General features: G+C 66.7%; 15 protein-coding genes. 5 read left to right on the top strand and 10 right to left on the bottom strand.

Annotated elements, in window-relative coordinates:
• Window positions 1-21 precede the first annotated feature (21 nt).
• Together ACTG4X_RS21400 and ACTG4X_RS21405 are read right to left on the bottom strand one after the other, a co-directional pair.
• Complete coding sequence (locus ACTG4X_RS21400; RefSeq protein ID WP_093055649.1) at window positions 22-1,176, bottom strand: acyl-CoA dehydrogenase family protein; 1,155 nt, start codon at window positions 1,174-1,176, stop codon at window positions 22-24.
• Window positions 1,177-1,188: 12 nt separating this feature from the next.
• A complete protein-coding gene (locus ACTG4X_RS21405) occupies window positions 1,189-2,712 on the bottom strand; it encodes a CoA-acylating methylmalonate-semialdehyde dehydrogenase (protein ID WP_093073314.1) in 1,524 nt (507 codons plus the stop codon).
• Between the two features lie 153 nt (window positions 2,713-2,865).
• Between ACTG4X_RS21405 and ACTG4X_RS21410 the strand changes: the two genes are divergently transcribed.
• Complete coding sequence (locus ACTG4X_RS21410) at window positions 2,866-3,825, top strand: LysR family transcriptional regulator (protein WP_440531855.1); 960 nt, start codon at window positions 2,866-2,868, stop codon at window positions 3,823-3,825.
• 31 nt (window positions 3,826-3,856) lie between these two features.
• Entirely contained in the window at window positions 3,857-5,026 is a 1,170-nt protein-coding gene (locus ACTG4X_RS21415; protein ID WP_440531856.1) for a pyridoxal phosphate-dependent aminotransferase, read from the top strand.
• Window positions 5,027-5,041: 15 nt separating this feature from the next.
• Here the strand turns inward: ACTG4X_RS21415 and ACTG4X_RS21420 are convergent, their stop codons facing one another.
• The 4 genes from ACTG4X_RS21420 to ACTG4X_RS21435 form a co-directional block, all read right to left on the bottom strand.
• A complete protein-coding gene (locus ACTG4X_RS21420; protein WP_440531857.1) occupies window positions 5,042-6,097 on the bottom strand; it encodes a DUF4241 domain-containing protein in 1,056 nt (351 codons plus the stop codon).
• Window positions 6,098-6,109: 12 nt separating this feature from the next.
• Window positions 6,110-7,504, bottom strand: coding sequence for a CoA transferase (locus ACTG4X_RS21425; RefSeq protein ID WP_440531858.1), 1,395 nt, complete (start codon window positions 7,502-7,504; stop codon window positions 6,110-6,112).
• 77 nt (window positions 7,505-7,581) lie between these two features.
• The gene (locus ACTG4X_RS21430) at window positions 7,582-8,220 is read right to left on the bottom strand and encodes a 3-oxoacid CoA-transferase subunit B (RefSeq protein WP_093055639.1); all 639 of its coding nucleotides are present in this window, start codon (window positions 8,218-8,220) and stop codon (window positions 7,582-7,584) included.
• 1 nt (window position 8,221) lies between these two features.
• A complete protein-coding gene (locus ACTG4X_RS21435; RefSeq protein WP_307615446.1) occupies window positions 8,222-9,028 on the bottom strand; it encodes a CoA transferase subunit A in 807 nt (268 codons plus the stop codon).
• Window positions 9,029-9,122: 94 nt separating this feature from the next.
• On the opposite strand from ACTG4X_RS21435, the gene ACTG4X_RS21440 reads away from it, so the two are divergent.
• The 3 genes from ACTG4X_RS21440 to ACTG4X_RS21450 all read left to right on the top strand — a co-directional run bounded on the left by ACTG4X_RS21440 (window position 9,123) and on the right by ACTG4X_RS21450 (window position 10,518).
• Window positions 9,123-9,689 (top strand): LuxR C-terminal-related transcriptional regulator, encoded by a 567-nt coding sequence (locus tag ACTG4X_RS21440; RefSeq protein ID WP_093055635.1) that lies wholly within the window; start codon window positions 9,123-9,125, stop codon window positions 9,687-9,689.
• 164 nt (window positions 9,690-9,853) lie between these two features.
• Window positions 9,854-10,000 (top strand): hypothetical protein, encoded by a 147-nt coding sequence (locus ACTG4X_RS21445; protein ID WP_176928800.1) that lies wholly within the window; start codon window positions 9,854-9,856, stop codon window positions 9,998-10,000.
• 47 nt (window positions 10,001-10,047) lie between these two features.
• Window positions 10,048-10,518 (top strand): ASCH domain-containing protein, encoded by a 471-nt coding sequence (locus ACTG4X_RS21450; protein WP_440531859.1) that lies wholly within the window; start codon window positions 10,048-10,050, stop codon window positions 10,516-10,518.
• A gap of 14 nt (window positions 10,519-10,532) precedes the next feature.
• Here the strand turns inward: ACTG4X_RS21450 and ACTG4X_RS21455 are convergent, their stop codons facing one another.
• From ACTG4X_RS21455 to ACTG4X_RS21470, 4 genes are read right to left on the bottom strand one after another with little or no spacing between them, the layout of a single operon-like run.
• Window positions 10,533-11,498: a Bug family tripartite tricarboxylate transporter substrate binding protein gene (locus tag ACTG4X_RS21455; protein ID WP_435458578.1), complete on the bottom strand. Its 966-nt coding sequence runs from the start codon at window positions 11,496-11,498 to the stop codon at window positions 10,533-10,535.
• A 51-nt stretch (window positions 11,499-11,549) separates the two neighbouring features.
• Window positions 11,550-11,930, bottom strand: a complete 381-nt coding sequence (locus tag ACTG4X_RS21460) for a VOC family protein (protein ID WP_093055629.1) — start codon at window positions 11,928-11,930, stop codon at window positions 11,550-11,552.
• Entirely contained in the window at window positions 11,927-12,910 is a 984-nt protein-coding gene (locus ACTG4X_RS21465; RefSeq protein ID WP_440531860.1) for a hydroxymethylglutaryl-CoA lyase, read from the bottom strand. Before ACTG4X_RS21465 ends, ACTG4X_RS21460 begins: the two co-directional genes overlap by 4 nt.
• A complete protein-coding gene (locus ACTG4X_RS21470) occupies window positions 12,907-14,082 on the bottom strand; it encodes a CaiB/BaiF CoA transferase family protein (RefSeq protein WP_354338246.1) in 1,176 nt (391 codons plus the stop codon). Before ACTG4X_RS21470 ends, ACTG4X_RS21465 begins: the two co-directional genes overlap by 4 nt.
• Window positions 14,083-14,200: the final 118 nt, after the last annotated feature.

A 14,200-nucleotide genomic window follows, 5' to 3' on the forward strand; every position in this document is an offset into this window, starting at 1 on the left:
AGGGGTTCTGGATGCGGGGCTTCAGCGGATATCGCTGTCCCCTTCCAGCAATTTTCGCGCAACGATCACGCGCATGATCTCGTTGGTGCCTTCGAGGATCTGGTGAACCCGCGCATCGCGAACCAGCCGCTCCAGCGGGAACTCGCTCAGGTAGCCATAGCCCCCGTGCAGCTGCAGCGCGTCGTTGCAGACGTTGAAGCCCGCATCGGTCGCAAAGCGCTTGGCCATCGCGCAATAGGTGCTCGCATCGGCATGGCCGGCATCGAGCTTCGATGCCGCGAGCCGCACCATCTGCCGCGCAGCAACCAGTTCGGTCGCCATGTCGGCCAGCTTGAACTGCAGCGCCTGGAAGCTCGCCAGCGGCTTGCCGAACTGCTGGCGCTCGTGCAGGTAGCGGCGCGCTGCATCCAGCGCGCCCTGCGCAGCACCCACCGAGCAGGTCGCGATGTTGATGCGCCCGCCGTCCAGCCCTTTCATGGCGATGCGAAAGCCCTCGCCTTCCTTGCCCAGCAGGTTCTGCGCGGGGATGCGCACGTTGTCGAAATTGATGGTGCGCGTGGGCTGGCTGTTCCAGCCCATCTTGTGCTCCTTCTTGCCGTAGCTGATGCCCGGCGCGTCGGCCGGCACCGCAAAGGCCGAGATGCCGCTCGCGCCCGCGCCGCCCGTGCGCGCCATCAGCACCAGCACGTCGGTTGAGCCCGCGCCCGAGATGAAGGCCTTGCCGCCGTTGATGACGTAATCGGCGCCCTGCAGCTCGGCGCGCGTCTTGAGCGAGCCAGCATCCGAACCGGCGCCGGGCTCGGTCAGGCAGTACGAGGCGAGCTTGCGCCCGCTCGTCAGTTCTTCGCCCCACTGCTGCGCCACTGCATCGGTCGCCCAGGTGCCGAGCATCCACGTCGCCATGTTGTGGATCGTGATGAAGGCCGTGGTCGAGGGGTCGACCGCGGCCATCTCCTCGAACACCAGCGCTGCGTCGAGTCGCGGCAGGCCGAGGCCGCCGACGCGCTCGGGCGCGTAGAGGCCGCAGAAGCCCAGTTCGCCGGCCTTTGCGATGGCCTCCTTCGGGAAGATGGCCTCGGCATCCCACTGCGCCGCGTGGGGCGCGAACTCGGCCTGAGCAAAGTCGCGCGCAGTCTGTGCGAAGGCGCGCTGCTCTTCGGAAAGTTCGAAGTCCATCCGGCGGACTTCTTACTTGAGGCTGATCGTCGTGTTCACGCCGTGCGAGACGGTGCTGTCGTCGAACCAGCGTGCCGTCACCGTCTTGGTCTGCGTGTAGAACATGATGACCTGCTTGCCGTACGGGCCCAGGTCGCCCAGCTTCGACGCACGCGAGCCGGTGAACGAGAACATCGGAACCGGCACCGGAATCGGCACGTTGATGCCGACCTGGCCCACGTCGATGTCTTCCTGGAAGCGGCGCGCCGCAGCGCCCGACTGCGTGAAGATCGCCGTGCCGTTGCCGTTCGGGTTGCTGTTGATCAGCTCGATGGCTTCGTCGATGTTCTCTGCATCGGCAATGCAAAGCACCGGGCCGAAGATTTCCTGGTCATAGATCGTCATGCCGGGCTTCACGCCGGTGAAGATCGTCGGGCCGACGAAATTGCCCTTCTCGTAGCCGGGTACGGTGGGCTTGCGGCCGTCGAGCACCAGTTGAGCACCGTCAGCTTCGCCACGTTCGATGAGGCTGTTGACGCGGTCGTACGCTGCGCACGAAACCAGCGGGCCCACGTCCACGCCCTTCTCGGTGCCGGCGCCGATCTTCAGCGTCTTCGCCTTCTCGATGAGTTCGGGCACCCAGTTGCGCGCCTCGCCCACCAGCACCGCGACCGACACGGCCATGCAGCGTTGGCCAGCGGCACCGAAGCTCGCGCCGGCCAGCGCATTGAGCGTCTGCTCCTTGTTGGCGTCGGGCATCACGATGGCGTGGTTCTTCGCGCCCATCATGCATTGCGCGCGCTTGCCGTTCAGCGTGGCGCGGTTGTAGACGTGTGTGCCGACCTTGGTCGAACCCACGAAGCTGATCGCCTTGATGTCCTTGTGATCGCAGATGCCGTTGACGATGGCTTCGCCGCCATGCACCACGTTCAGCACACCGGGCGGAATGCCGGCTTCGAGCGCCAGTTCGCACAGGCGCATGGTGACCATCGGGTCTTGCTCGGAGGGCTTCAGCACGAAGGTGTTGCCGGTGACGATGGCCATCGGGAACATCCACAGCGGAATCATGGCCGGGAAGTTGAACGGCGTGATGCCGGCGCACACGCCCAGCGGCTGCAGCAGCGTGTAGGTATCGACGCCATTGGCCACGTTGTTGGCCAGCTCGCCGAGCTGCAGGTTGCCGATGTTCGATGCGTGCTCGACCACCTCGAGGCCGCGGAACACATCGCCTTCCGCGTCGGGCAGCGTCTTGCCCTGCTCGGCCGTGAGGATCGCGGCGAGCTCGCCCATGTGTTCGCGAATGAGTTGCTGCAGCTTCAGGAAGATGCGGGCGCGCGCACCGATGGGTGTCTTGCGCCAGGTCTTGAAGGCTTCCTTGGCAGAGGCCACGGCGGCATCCAGCTCGGCCGGCGTCGCGAAGGGCACGCGGGCCAACACCTGCTGCGTGGCCGGATTGACGACGTCGCGCCATTCGGTGGTCTTCGATTCGACCAGCTTGCCGCCGATCAGCAATTTGACGGTGGCGACCTGGGTCGAGGGCGTGGTGGTGGCGTCCATGGGGTTTGTCTCCTGTGAATCCGGTGAAATTCGGGTGCCGGTCTGGCCGGTTCGGTCACGCATCCTAGCTTTGCAGATTTGCCATGACAATAGACAAATATGCGCGGCCGCTTTGCAAAAATGCAGAGCCTCAAACCAAAAACACGAGGGCACATGGACTGGGACAACCTTCGCTACTTCCTCGAACTCGCCCGCTCGGGCACGCTGATGAGCGCGGCCCGCCGGCTCGAGGTCGACCACACCACCGTCGCGCGCCGCATCCAGGCACTGGAAAAGGAAGTCGGCGCCCCGCTCTTCTCGCGCGAATCGGGCGGCCACCGGCTCACCGAGGCGGGCCGGCGGCTGCAACCGCAGGTCGAGGCAATGGAGAGCGCCTTCCGCACCGTGGAAAGCGCAGCGCCGGCCTCGCAGGAAGGCCTGTCGGGGCTGGTGCGCATCGGCGCGACCGAGGGCTTCGGCACGGTGGTGCTGGCGCCGCAGCTGGCGCTGTTCGCGGTGCAGCATCCGAAGCTCACCATCGACCTGCTCGCGATGCCGCGCCTCGTGCATCTGTCGCGGCGCGAGGCCGACATCGTGATCTCGCTCGAGCGCCCGGCGCGCGGGCCGGTGGTGGTCACCAAGCTCACCGACTACACGCTGCGGCTCTATGCGTCGAAAAAGTACCTGGCCGCACACAAGCCCATCAAGACGCGCGAAGACCTGCGCGGCCACACCTTCATCAGCTACGTCGACGACCTGCTCTTCAGCAAGGAACTGCAGTACCTCGACGAGCTGCACCGCCCCGACGCCTTCGCGCTGCGCAGCACCAGCGTGCTCGCGCAGCACAGCGCGGTGGTGGCCGGCGCGGGCATCGCGGTGCTGCCGGCCTTCATCGCGGAGAACGACAGCGCGCTGCGTCCCGTGCTGCCGGGGCAGGCGAACTTCACGCGCACGTTCTGGATGTCGATGCCGGCAGAGACCAAGCATCTCGGGCGCATGCAGACGGTGTGGAACTTCCTGCGCGAGACGGTACAGGCGCGGCAGGCGCTGTTGCTTCTGGCCCCGCCCGGCGATGAGAATGACGCGTCACAGCAGCAGCAACGCCCGGCCCGCCCGCGCAGGCCAGCCCCGTAGCCAGCCTCCCCCAAACACGGAGACCCGCCCCATGCCACGCCACCGCCCCGCACGTCTTGAACACATCGCAGGCATCGGCGTCGACCGCATGGGTGCCATTGCCGACGATGCCGATGGCCCGCCGTTTCTACGGCTCGAGAACCTCGACGTCGACATCCCGCCCGACCCCGAAGCCATCGCGCGCACCGTGCGTGCGGCCTCGGAAGACTCGGACAACAGCTATTTGCCCTTCGTCGGCCAGTCGCGATTGCGCGACGTGGCGGCGCGGCATGTGTCGGCGCTGTCGGGCGTGGCGTACAACGGTGCGCGCAACTGCGTGATCTCGGCAGGCGGGCTCTCGGGCATCCTCAATGCGCTGCTCGCGACCGTCGAGGTGGGCGACGAAGTGCTGGTGACCGATCCGACCTACGCGGGGCTGCTCAACCGCATCCGCCTCGCCGGCGGTACGCCGAAGTACGTGCCGTTCCAGTTCAACCCCGGCGGCGAATGGAAGCTCGATCGCGCCGCACTGCACACCGCCATCAGCCCCCGCGTGCGCGTGATGCTGCTGATGTCGCCCTCGATGCCCACGGGCGGCTGCTTCGATGAAGACGACTGGCGTGCCATCGCCGCACTGTGCGTGCAGCACGACCTGACGCTGATCCTCGACAGCGCCATGGAACGCCTGCTGTTCGACGGCCGGCAAGTGATCCACCCGGCAGGATTGCCCGGCATGGCCGAGCGCACGATCACCGTGGGCTCGTCGGCCAAGGAGCTGCGCATGATCGGCTGGCGCGTCGGCTGGACCGTGGCGCCCGAGAGCTACATGCCTGATCTCGTGGCCGTGTCGCTGGCCAATGTGGTGGTGCCGGTGGGCATCGCGCAGGATGCAGTGGCAACGGCGCTGGAACAATCGGTGCGCACGCTCGCGCCGTACGTGGGCGAGCTGGAGCGGCGGCGTGACACGGTGCTGGACGAACTTCGCGGCCTGCCTGTCGGTGTGCCGGGCGGTGGCTGGTCGCTGCTGCTGCGCACGAGCGACTTCGGCATCGATGGGCAGACGCTGTCGCAGCGCCTGCTGTCGCATCGCGTCTGCGCCACGGCAATGCAAGGCTGGGGCGAGACGCATGGCGCGCAGTATCTGCGCTTCGTGTTTTCCAACGAGCCGGTCGAGCGGCTGCGCGGGTTGGGAGACAAGGTGCGGGCTGCGCTGGGCGCCTGAGCGCTCAGGACAAGCTCAGGAAAAAAGGCGCTTCAGAAATCCAGGCTTTGCCGCGGGCGCTGCAGCCTTCTCCAGCAGTTCGATCAGCCCTTCCACGCGCGGCTTCTTGAGCCGGCGCGCATAGTCGATGTAGCTCTCTTCCTTGTCCATCCTGTAGAGCCGCGGCGGCATCGGCAGGCCTTGCACCGCGCCCAGCAACACGCGCAGCGCGTCGAGCTGGTTCATGCGGATGGCGCTCGTGATCGCGGACTCGCCGAACGACGGAATGATCTCGTTGGGCTGTGCGAGGCCCGCACCGAGCAGGGCCTTGATTGCCGCCACATCGCCTTCGACAGCCGCCGCGCCCAATGCATCGAGCGCCGCCGACTTTTCGGGCGAGAGACTGGCCTTGTAGGCATCGCTGCGCTTGTCGTCCTCGTCGCGTGCGTCGCCGCCTTCCATGATCATGAAGTCGGTCACCAGCGCCACGGGTTCGCCTGCCGCGTCGAGCGCCCAGAAGCTGGGGTAGCTGCCGTCGCCCCAGCCCGAGCGGAAGATCACCATGTTGCTCGCCGAGCCCGGCCCGAGCGGGTAGTGGTCGACGACGTTGGCGTCGCCCATCTCGCCCGCGAGCACGTCGTCGTAGTAGCTGATGAAATCGGGGTCGGCGGATTCGCGCTTGTCGCGCTCGGCCATGGCGGCTGCGGCGTCGGGGTCCATGAAGCAGCCGACGCCTGCGTCGACCGGGTAGCCGTAGAACTCGCCGTCGCCCAACGCTTCGAGCGACTCCCCTTCCATCAGCGCCATCTGCCAGTTCAGATCGGCGGCGCGCAGGCTGCCGCGGTCACGCAGCCACAGCACCGCCAGCGCATGCCGCCCCTTGTCGTGCAGCACTTCGACGGGGAAGGCGCCGCGCGCCTGCAGCTCGCGCGCAAAGGGTTGCCGCTCGGGCTGCACCAGCGGGTCGCAGGCCACAACGCGCCCGCTCGTGATCTGCACCGGGCCGCAGGGCAGCCGCGCCAGGTGCCGCGCGCGGAGCGCATCGTCGTCGAGGAAAACGGCCTGGAGGTTGTCGATGTCGAGGTAGGGCATCGGCCCAGTTTCTCACTTCGCTGTGTCGGCCGGCCACACCGGCGGATGGCTGCCCGGTGGCATCGAAGGGCGCGGCCACGCGGCGGGCGTTCGCGACAGCTGCGCGCTGTGGCGCAACGCGGCCAGTTCGCCGAAGCCGGAGGCCGAGGTCTCGACGTACGGCTTGAGGTCGGGCCTTGCAATCGACAAGCCGCCGGGTACGCGACCGAGGCTGCGCAGCCAATGCCCCGTCTGCGCCAGCGACACCTGCACGTGCCAGCTGCCGCCCTCCTGCTGCTGTCGCCACAGCGCAGCGGCGGCACCGAATGCGATCAGGTAGCCGGTGGCTTCGTCGAGGATCTGCATCGGCAGCGGTTTCGGCTTGCCGTCACCAGCGGCCTCGCCTTCGGCGTGGTTGAAGCCCATTGCGGTCTGCACGAGCGAATCGAAACCGCGGCGATTGGCCCACGGACCTTGGGTGCCGTAGGCCGTCAGCGACACGCACACGATGCCCGGCCGCAACCGCGCCAGCTCCGACGGCCCGAAACCCAGCGATGCGACGCCGCCGGGCCGGTAGCCCTGCACGAAGACATGCGCCTGCGTGGCGAGATGCTGCAGCACGGCCCGGCCCTCGTCGGTGCGCAGGTCCACATGCGTCGAGAGCTTGCCGCGGCTGGTGTCGGCAATGGATTCGATGTTCGGCAGGTTCGGCGAATTGACGAGCATCACGTCGGCGCCATACGCCGCCAGCGCGCGGCCACCGACCGGACCCGCGAGGATCCGCGTCAGATCCAGCACGCGCACGCCGGTGAGTGGCCGTTGATCTTCGCGCAGCGGCGTCAGCGCGAGCGGCGGTGCGTCGCCGATCCGTTCGATGGTGAACAGCGGTTGCGCCGCAATGGCCTGGCCTTGCGGCGTGGCGTCCCACTCGTCGAAACGGCGCAGCGCGGTTGCCACCAACCCTTGCGCAGCAGCGGCATCCTCGAATTCATGCGCGCGCCAAGTCGCCATCACCGCCTCGGCTTCGGCGCGCGTGGCAGTGGCCGGATCCAGCTTCATGAGCTTCAACGCCCCATCGCGGTGATGCGCAAAGTTCGCGTGAATGCGCACCCAGCCATCGGCGCAGCGGTACAGCCCCGAGAAGGTGTCCCACGGATCGGGCACGCGCCCGTCGAGGCTGAACCAGCCGGTGCAGTCGAGCGCCGCATGCTGCATGTCGACGCCGACCTGCTGGCGCGCCGAACCTCGCAGGTGCCCGAGCTCGCAGGCAGCCAGTGCCGCCGCAGCGATGGTGCTCTGTGCCGCCACGCCGACCGCGAAAGACGACGGCAGCACCGGGTCGGCGCCCGTAGGCCGTACAAACGGCAAGGCTTCTGCGGGCAAGCCTGCCTGCCGCCAGATGCCGCCCAGAACTTCGCTTGCATTCATTCCTGCGTGCTCCAAAGAAAAAGGCAGGGCCCGCTCTCGCGGCCCTGCCCTTCGTTGTCGTTGCGTTCGCTGCCCTGTTACTGGATCAGCTTGGCGCCGGTCTTGGACTGCAGCGTGTCGAAGCTGACGCCCGGCGCCAGCTCGACGACCTTCAGGCCCTCGGGCACCACGTCCATCACGGCCAGGTCGGTGATGATGCGGTCGACCACGCCCACGCCCGTCAGCGGCAGGGTGCACTTCTCGAGGATCTTCAGGTCCTCGGTGCCGTCCTTCTTCTTGGCCACGTGTTCCATCAGCACGATCACGCGCTTCACGCCAGCCACCAGGTCCATCGCACCGCCCATGCCCTTGACCATCTTGCCGGGGATCATCCAGTTGGCGAGGTCGCCCTTGGTGCTGACCTGCATCGCGCCCAGGATCGACAGGTTGATCTTGCCGCCGCGAATCATCGCGAAGCTGTCATGGCTGCCGAAGATGGCCGAGCCGGGCAGCGTGGTCACGGTCTGCTTGCCGGCGTTGATCAGGTCGGCGTCGACCTGGTCTTCGGTCGGGAAGGGGCCAATGCCGAGCATGCCGTTCTCGCTCTGCAGCCAAACTTCTTTCGTGCCGGTGTGGTTGGCCACCAGCGTCGGAATGCCGATGCCGAGGTTGACGTAGAAGCCGTCTTCGAGTTCTTGCGCGGCACGGGCCGCCATCTGGTCTTGGGTCCAGGGCATCTCAGGCTCCTTCTTTCTTGTTGGCGGGCACGGTGGGCACGGGCACTTCGCTGGTGGCGGCGGCCTGGGCGATGGCGGTCTGGGCCTCGACCTTGGCGGCGGCGGCATCGACCGAGGCGCTCACGGTGCGCTTCTCGATGCGCTTCTCGGGGTTTGCATTGAGCACGATGCGGTGCACGTAGATGCCCGGCAGGTGGATGTCGTCGGGGGCCAGCTCGCCCACTTCGACGATCTTCTCGACCTCGACGATGCAGATCTTGCCGGCCATGGCAGCGGCCGGGTTGAAGTTGCGCGCCGTCAGGCGAAAGCGCAGGTTGCCCGACTTGTCGGCCACGTCGGCCTTGACCAGTGCCACGTCGGGCACGAGCGAACGTTCCATCACGTAGGTTTCGCCGTCGAATTCGCGCAGTTCCTTGCCTTCGGCCACTTGCGTGCCCACGCCGGTCTTGGTGAAGAAGGCCGGAATACCCGCGCCGCCGGCGCGCAGCTTCTCGGCCAGCGTGCCCTGGGGCGTGAATTCGAGCTCGAGTTCGCCGGCCAGGTACTGGCGCTCGAACTCCTTGTTTTCGCCCACGTAGGAGGCGACCATCTTCTTGATCTGGCGCGTTTCCAGCAGCTTGCCGAGGCCGAAGCCGTCGACGCCCGCGTTGTTCGAGACAACTGTGAGGTTCTGCACGCCGGAATCCTTGAGCGCTTCGATCAGCGCTTCGGGAATACCGCACAGGCCGAAGCCGCCGACCGCGAGCATCTGCCCGTCGGCCACGACCCCCTTGAGTGCCGCGTCTGCGGAGGGATAAATCTTGTTCACTCGGGCTCCTTGATGGATGAATGGAGAGTGGGTGGGAAAGCCCTGAACGATACTACCTACTCGCATACGTAGTATTTCGTAATGGTGACCCCCGATGCCCGAGATCGATTACCGGCTGGCTTTTGAGCATGCACCCGTCGGCATGGTGGTTTCGAGCAACCGCACCATCGTGGCCTGCAACGTGCGCGTGTGCGAGATTTTTGGCGCAACGCCCTCCGCGCTGGTCGGGCATTCGTTCAGCATCCTGTACCCCAGCGTGGCCGAGTTCGAGCGCATCGGCAAGCGCATGGAGCCCTTTCTGAACGCCAGCGGGCACTACGCCGACAACCGCATGATGAGGCGCCTGGGTGGCCTGCACGGCGCCATTGCAGGCGAAACCTTCTGGTGCCACGTCACGGGCCATGCGATGAATCGCGCCGCCCCGCACGAGGCCGGCATCTGGACTTTCGAAGACCTGGGCTCGCGCCGCGCAGTAAAGGCCGAACTCACGCCACGCGAGCGCGAGGTGGCGGCGCAGGTGATGCGCGGGCTGACCTCCAAGGAAATCGGCAAGGCGCTGGGCATCAGCCACCGCACGGTGGAGCTGCACCGGGCGCGGTTGATGCGCAAGTACGCGGCTGCGACCACGGCCGAGCTGGTGCAGAAGCTGATCGCGGGTTGAGCCCGACGATTGCAGGGGCCCGCCGGAAGTTCCGGCCACAAGCCACCTGATCGTTGCGAAAACGGAAACGCCGTGTCGTCGAAACGCCTGCTCCGTTGCGCGCAGCGAGGCCTATCGTTGAGGCCATGCAGGGCAGGAAGCCCGCAACCACTCAGGAGTCTGAAATGTCCACACGTATCCATTCCGAAACCAGCCTCTTGCTGCAAACGCAGGCCTCGTTCGCACGGGCCCACGCGCTCGCTGTGCAGAAGGTGCCCGTCGCGCTGACGCTCTCGGCAATCATCCTGTCGATCATCAACGTCAAGCTGTAGCCGTTCATGCTGTGGCAGGCTTGGGGCTCGACTCCAGGCCGCCCGACATGACCATTCCATCCAGCACTCTTCCCTTCTGGGAGCGATTCCAGGCCACCGTCGGCGCCGACGTGTCCGCCCGCTTTGGCGAGGCCTTCTACTTCGACGACAACGAGGCCGGCGCCACCGAACTGGCAAAGCTCGTCCTGGACGGGCGCAAGCGCGGCACCGCGAGCCTCGAATGGTCCTTCGAATCGACCGGCAGGCCACGGCCCAAGCCCGGTGACCTGAGCGTGGTGACCGACTGGCATGGCAAGCCCCTATGCGTGATCGAAACCCTCAGCGTGGTGGTCATGCCCTTCGATGAGGTCGGTGAAGACTTCGTGGCCGTCGAGGCCGAAGGCGATTGCTCGCTGCGCTACTGGCGCGAAGGCCACTGGAAGTACTTCAGCGGTGAATGCGAGCGTCTCGGCAGGAAGCCCGACCTGCGCATGCCGGTGCTGTGCGAGACCTTCAAGGTCGTCTACCAGGAAGACTGAGGGCCCCGCCCCTTTCAATCCGGCTTGATGTCCGCCGACTTGATCACCTTCGACCAGGTCGCCAGCTCCTGGTCGACAAACTTCGCGAGCGTCGGCGAGTCCATGTAGGTCGCGAAGGCGCCCTGCTCGTCGACCTTCTTGCGGAAGGCTTCGCTCTCCACGATTTTCTTCAGCTCCGCGCCGAGCCTGGCGACGACCTCGGGCGGCGTCTTCGCCGGCGCGAACACCGCGAACCACGACTCGACCTCGTAGCCCGGCAGGCCCGCCTCGGCCGATGTCGGCACATTGGGCATCGACGGATGCCGCTTTGTGCCCGTATAAGCCAGCGCCTTGATGCGCCCGCCCGCGAAGTGGCCGATGACCGAGGGCGGCGTGGTGATGAACATGTCGACGTTGCCCGAGATCAGGTCGTTGATGGCCGGGCCCGAGCCCTTGTAGGGCACATGCGTCATCGCCTGCTTCGACTGCCGCGACAGCAACTCGCCCGCAATGTGCTGGATCGAGCCGTTGCCCGACGAGGCGTAGAACAAGCCGCCCTCCTTCTTCTTGCCGTATTCGATGAGTTCCTTCATCGAGTTCACCGGGAGCTTGCCGCTCACCGCGACGACGTGCGGCGCGCGCATCACCATCGCCACCGGCACGAAGTCTTTCGTCGGGCTCCACCTGATGTTCGGGTAGAGCGAGGGGTTGCCGACGTGGAAGCCCGAGTACTGCATCAGCAGTGTGTAGCCGTCCGGCGCGGCGCGCGCCACGAACTCGGTGCCGATGTTGCCGCTGGCGCCAGGCTTGTTGTCGATGACCACGGGCTGGCCCAGCGCGCGCTGCAGCGGATCGCCGACCATGCGCGCCATGATGTCGGTGGAGCCGGCCGGCGACGTGGGCACGATCATGGTGATCGGCTTCGAGGGCCAGGTGTCGGCGTTTGCAGCCGAGGCAGCCAGCGCAAGGCCGACCGCGAGAAGGCGGTGGATGGGTTTCATGGTTTGTCTCCGGTGGTTTTGTATTGGCTTGCTGTCTTCGGGGCCGCGCCGTCAGGGTGCCAGCTCCGATATCTCGATCAGGTTCAGGTCGGGGTCGCGCACATAGACCGAGCGGATGCGCGATGTAGCGCCCGTACGCATCACGGGGCCTTCGAGGATCGGCACGTCGTGCTCCTTCAGCCGCGCGATGACTTCTTCGAGCGGCACGCTGGCAATGAAGCACAGGTCGAGCGACCCCGGCGTCGGCAGCTGCGCCTTGGGCTCGAACTCGTGGTCCTTGATGTGCAGGTTGATCTTCTGGTTGCCGAAGCGAAAAGCCTTGCGGCCGGCGCCGAAGCTTTCGAGCGCCATGCCCATCACATCGACGTAGAAACGGGTGCAGGCTTCTTCGTGCGCAGTCGTCAGCACGAGATGGTCCAAGTGGTCGATCATGGGTGAAGCTCCTTCTGTCCGCGCTCCTTGGCACGGGCAACGATGTCGTTGAAATCCGCGGGCGGTGCATGCCGCGTCAGCCGATGGCCTGCGCGCGAGACCTGGCTCGACAGCTCATGCTGTACGAGCGATTCCAGCTCGGCCGCGGCGGCGATCAGGCCGCCCAGGTCCATGCCGGTGTCGTAGCCCATGCACTGCAGCATGTGCACTACGTCTTCGGTCGCCACATTGCCGGTCGCGCCCGGGGCATAGGGGCAACCGCCGATGCCGCCGAGCGACATGTCGAGCCGGTGGATGCCGGCCTCGACGGCGGCCACTGTGTTTGCAAGGCCCATGCCGCGTGTGTTGTGGAAGTGGGCCGTCCAGTCCATCTGGGGATGAACCGTGATGACGTTCTCGCAGAGGGCCTGCACCTGCGTGGGGTACGCCATGCCCGTCGTATCGCACAGCGTGATGCCCTGCGCCTCCAGCGCAGCGAAGCGGTCGATCCAGCCTCTTACCGCTGCCAGCGGCACCTCGCCTTCCATCGGGCAGCCGAACACGCACGAGAGCGACACGTTGACCGGCACCCCGGCCTGCTTCGCCAGCGCAACGACCCCGGCCAGCTGCGCGAACGACTGCTCGCGCGTCATGCGCAAATTGGCGAGGTTGTGCGTCTCGCTCACCGACATGACGATGTTGAATTCGTCGATGCGGCTTTCCAGCGCGCGCTCGGCACCACGCACGTTCGGCACCAGCGCGGTGTAGACCACGCCGGGGCGCCGGGCGATGCGGTGCATCACCTCCTCGCCGTCGCGCAATGCCGGAATCGCTTTTGCCGAAGTGAACGACGTGACTTCGATCTTGGCGTAGCCCAGCCCGCTGAGCTGGTCGATCAGCGCCACCTTGTCGTCGGTGGGAATGAAGCGGCTCTCCATCTGGAAGCCGTCGCGGGTGGCGACCTCGTTGATGAGCAGCCGCGTGCCGTTGCCCGTCTTCATACGAGAAGCCCGCTTTCCGCGCGGCGCGCTGGCCAGCCGGCGCTTTGCAGATCGCCGGTGTGCTCGCCAAGGCGTGGCGCCGGGTGCGCGATGCGTCCCGGCGTGGCGCTGAGCTTGGGTACCACGCCGGGCACCTTCAGCGTGGCGCCGTCCGATGTGGGCGCCTCAACGATCATCTCGCGCGCCAGGTACTGCGGGTCGCTCGCGATGTCGGCCACGGTGTAGATGCGCCCGACCGGCACGCCAGCAGCGTCGAGTGCGGCCAGCACTTCATCGCGGCTGCGCTGCAGCGTCCATGCCTCGATGGCGGCGTCGATCTCCGCCACGCGCCGCACGCGCCCATCGTTGTGCACGAGCTCCGCGTCGTTCTCCAGGTCCGCGCGCCCGATGGCTCGCATCAGCCGGCGGAAGATGCTGTCGCCGTTGCCGGCCACCAGCACGTAGTGTCCGTCGTTGCACCGGTAGGCGTTGGTCGGCGCAATGCCGGGCAACGCGCTGCCGGCGCGCTCGCGCACCGCGCCGAAGGCGTCGTACTCGGGCAGCAGGCTTTCCATCACGTTGAACACCGACTCGTACAGCGCCACGTCGATGAACTGCCCTTCCCCGCCATGAGCCATACGATGGTGCAGCGCGGTCAGCACGCCGATCACGCCATGCAGCGCCGCCAGCGTGTCGCCCAGCGACACCCCCACGCGCACCGGCACCCGACCCGGCTCGCCGCTCAGATAACGCAGCCCGCCCATCGATTCGCCGAGCACGCCGAAGCCGGGCTTGTCGCGATAAGGCCCGGTCTGCCCGTAGCCCGAGATGCGCAGCATGATCAGCCGCGGGTTCAACGCGTGCAGCTGCTCCCACCCCAGGCCCCAGCCTTCGAGCGTGCCGGGCTTGAAGTTCTCGATGAGCACGTCAGCCTCGAGCGCCAGCGCGCGCGCTGCCTCCTGGCCTTCGGCGCTGCGCAGGTCGAGACACACCGAACGCTTGTTGCGCGACTGCACCTCCCACCATGCCGAAGTGCCATCGCGCAGCAGCCGCCACTTGCGCAGCGGGTCGCCGACGCCGGCCGGCTCGACCTTGATCACATCGGCGCCGAACTCCGCCAGCGTCTTGCCGGCGAAGGGGCCGGCAATGAGCTGGCCAAGCTCCAGCACTTTCAGGCCTTCGAGTGCATTCATGTCCGCGTCCGTCTCCTTGTTGGGTTGGCCTCAACTCTAGGAACAGATCGCGAGGAGCGGAATTGCTGTGATGGCAGTACCTCTTCGCAAAACGCGAAGGGGTGGCCCCGCCTCTCTA

This window comes from Variovorax sp. YR566 (genome assembly GCF_051992195.1).
Taxonomy (GTDB): domain Bacteria; phylum Pseudomonadota; class Gammaproteobacteria; order Burkholderiales; family Burkholderiaceae_C; genus Variovorax.

Bases quoted from the DNA above. Each gene is read 5' to 3' on its own strand.
- ACTG4X_RS21400 (WP_093055649.1), bottom strand. From the start codon at position 1,176: ATGGACTTCGAACTTTCCGAAGAGCAGCGCGCCTTCGCACAGACTGCG.
- ACTG4X_RS21405 (WP_093073314.1), bottom strand. From the start codon at position 2,712: ATGGACGCCACCACCACGCCCTCGACCCAGGTCGCCACCGTCAAATTG.
- ACTG4X_RS21410 (WP_440531855.1), top strand. From the start codon at position 2,866: ATGGACTGGGACAACCTTCGCTACTTCCTCGAACTCGCCCGCTCGGGC.
- ACTG4X_RS21415 (WP_440531856.1), top strand. From the start codon at position 3,857: ATGCCACGCCACCGCCCCGCACGTCTTGAACACATCGCAGGCATCGGC.
- ACTG4X_RS21420 (WP_440531857.1), bottom strand. From the start codon at position 6,097: ATGCCCTACCTCGACATCGACAACCTCCAGGCCGTTTTCCTCGACGAC.
- ACTG4X_RS21425 (WP_440531858.1), bottom strand. From the start codon at position 7,504: ATGAATGCAAGCGAAGTTCTGGGCGGCATCTGGCGGCAGGCAGGCTTG.
- ACTG4X_RS21430 (WP_093055639.1), bottom strand. From the start codon at position 8,220: ATGCCCTGGACCCAAGACCAGATGGCGGCCCGTGCCGCGCAAGAACTC.
- ACTG4X_RS21440 (WP_093055635.1), top strand. From the start codon at position 9,123: ATGCCCGAGATCGATTACCGGCTGGCTTTTGAGCATGCACCCGTCGGC.
- ACTG4X_RS21445 (WP_176928800.1), top strand. From the start codon at position 9,854: ATGTCCACACGTATCCATTCCGAAACCAGCCTCTTGCTGCAAACGCAG.
- ACTG4X_RS21450 (WP_440531859.1), top strand. From the start codon at position 10,048: ATGACCATTCCATCCAGCACTCTTCCCTTCTGGGAGCGATTCCAGGCC.
- ACTG4X_RS21455 (WP_435458578.1), bottom strand. From the start codon at position 11,498: ATGAAACCCATCCACCGCCTTCTCGCGGTCGGCCTTGCGCTGGCTGCC.
- ACTG4X_RS21460 (WP_093055629.1), bottom strand. From the start codon at position 11,930: ATGATCGACCACTTGGACCATCTCGTGCTGACGACTGCGCACGAAGAA.
- ACTG4X_RS21465 (WP_440531860.1), bottom strand. From the start codon at position 12,910: ATGAAGACGGGCAACGGCACGCGGCTGCTCATCAACGAGGTCGCCACC.
- ACTG4X_RS21470 (WP_354338246.1), bottom strand. From the start codon at position 14,082: ATGAATGCACTCGAAGGCCTGAAAGTGCTGGAGCTTGGCCAGCTCATT.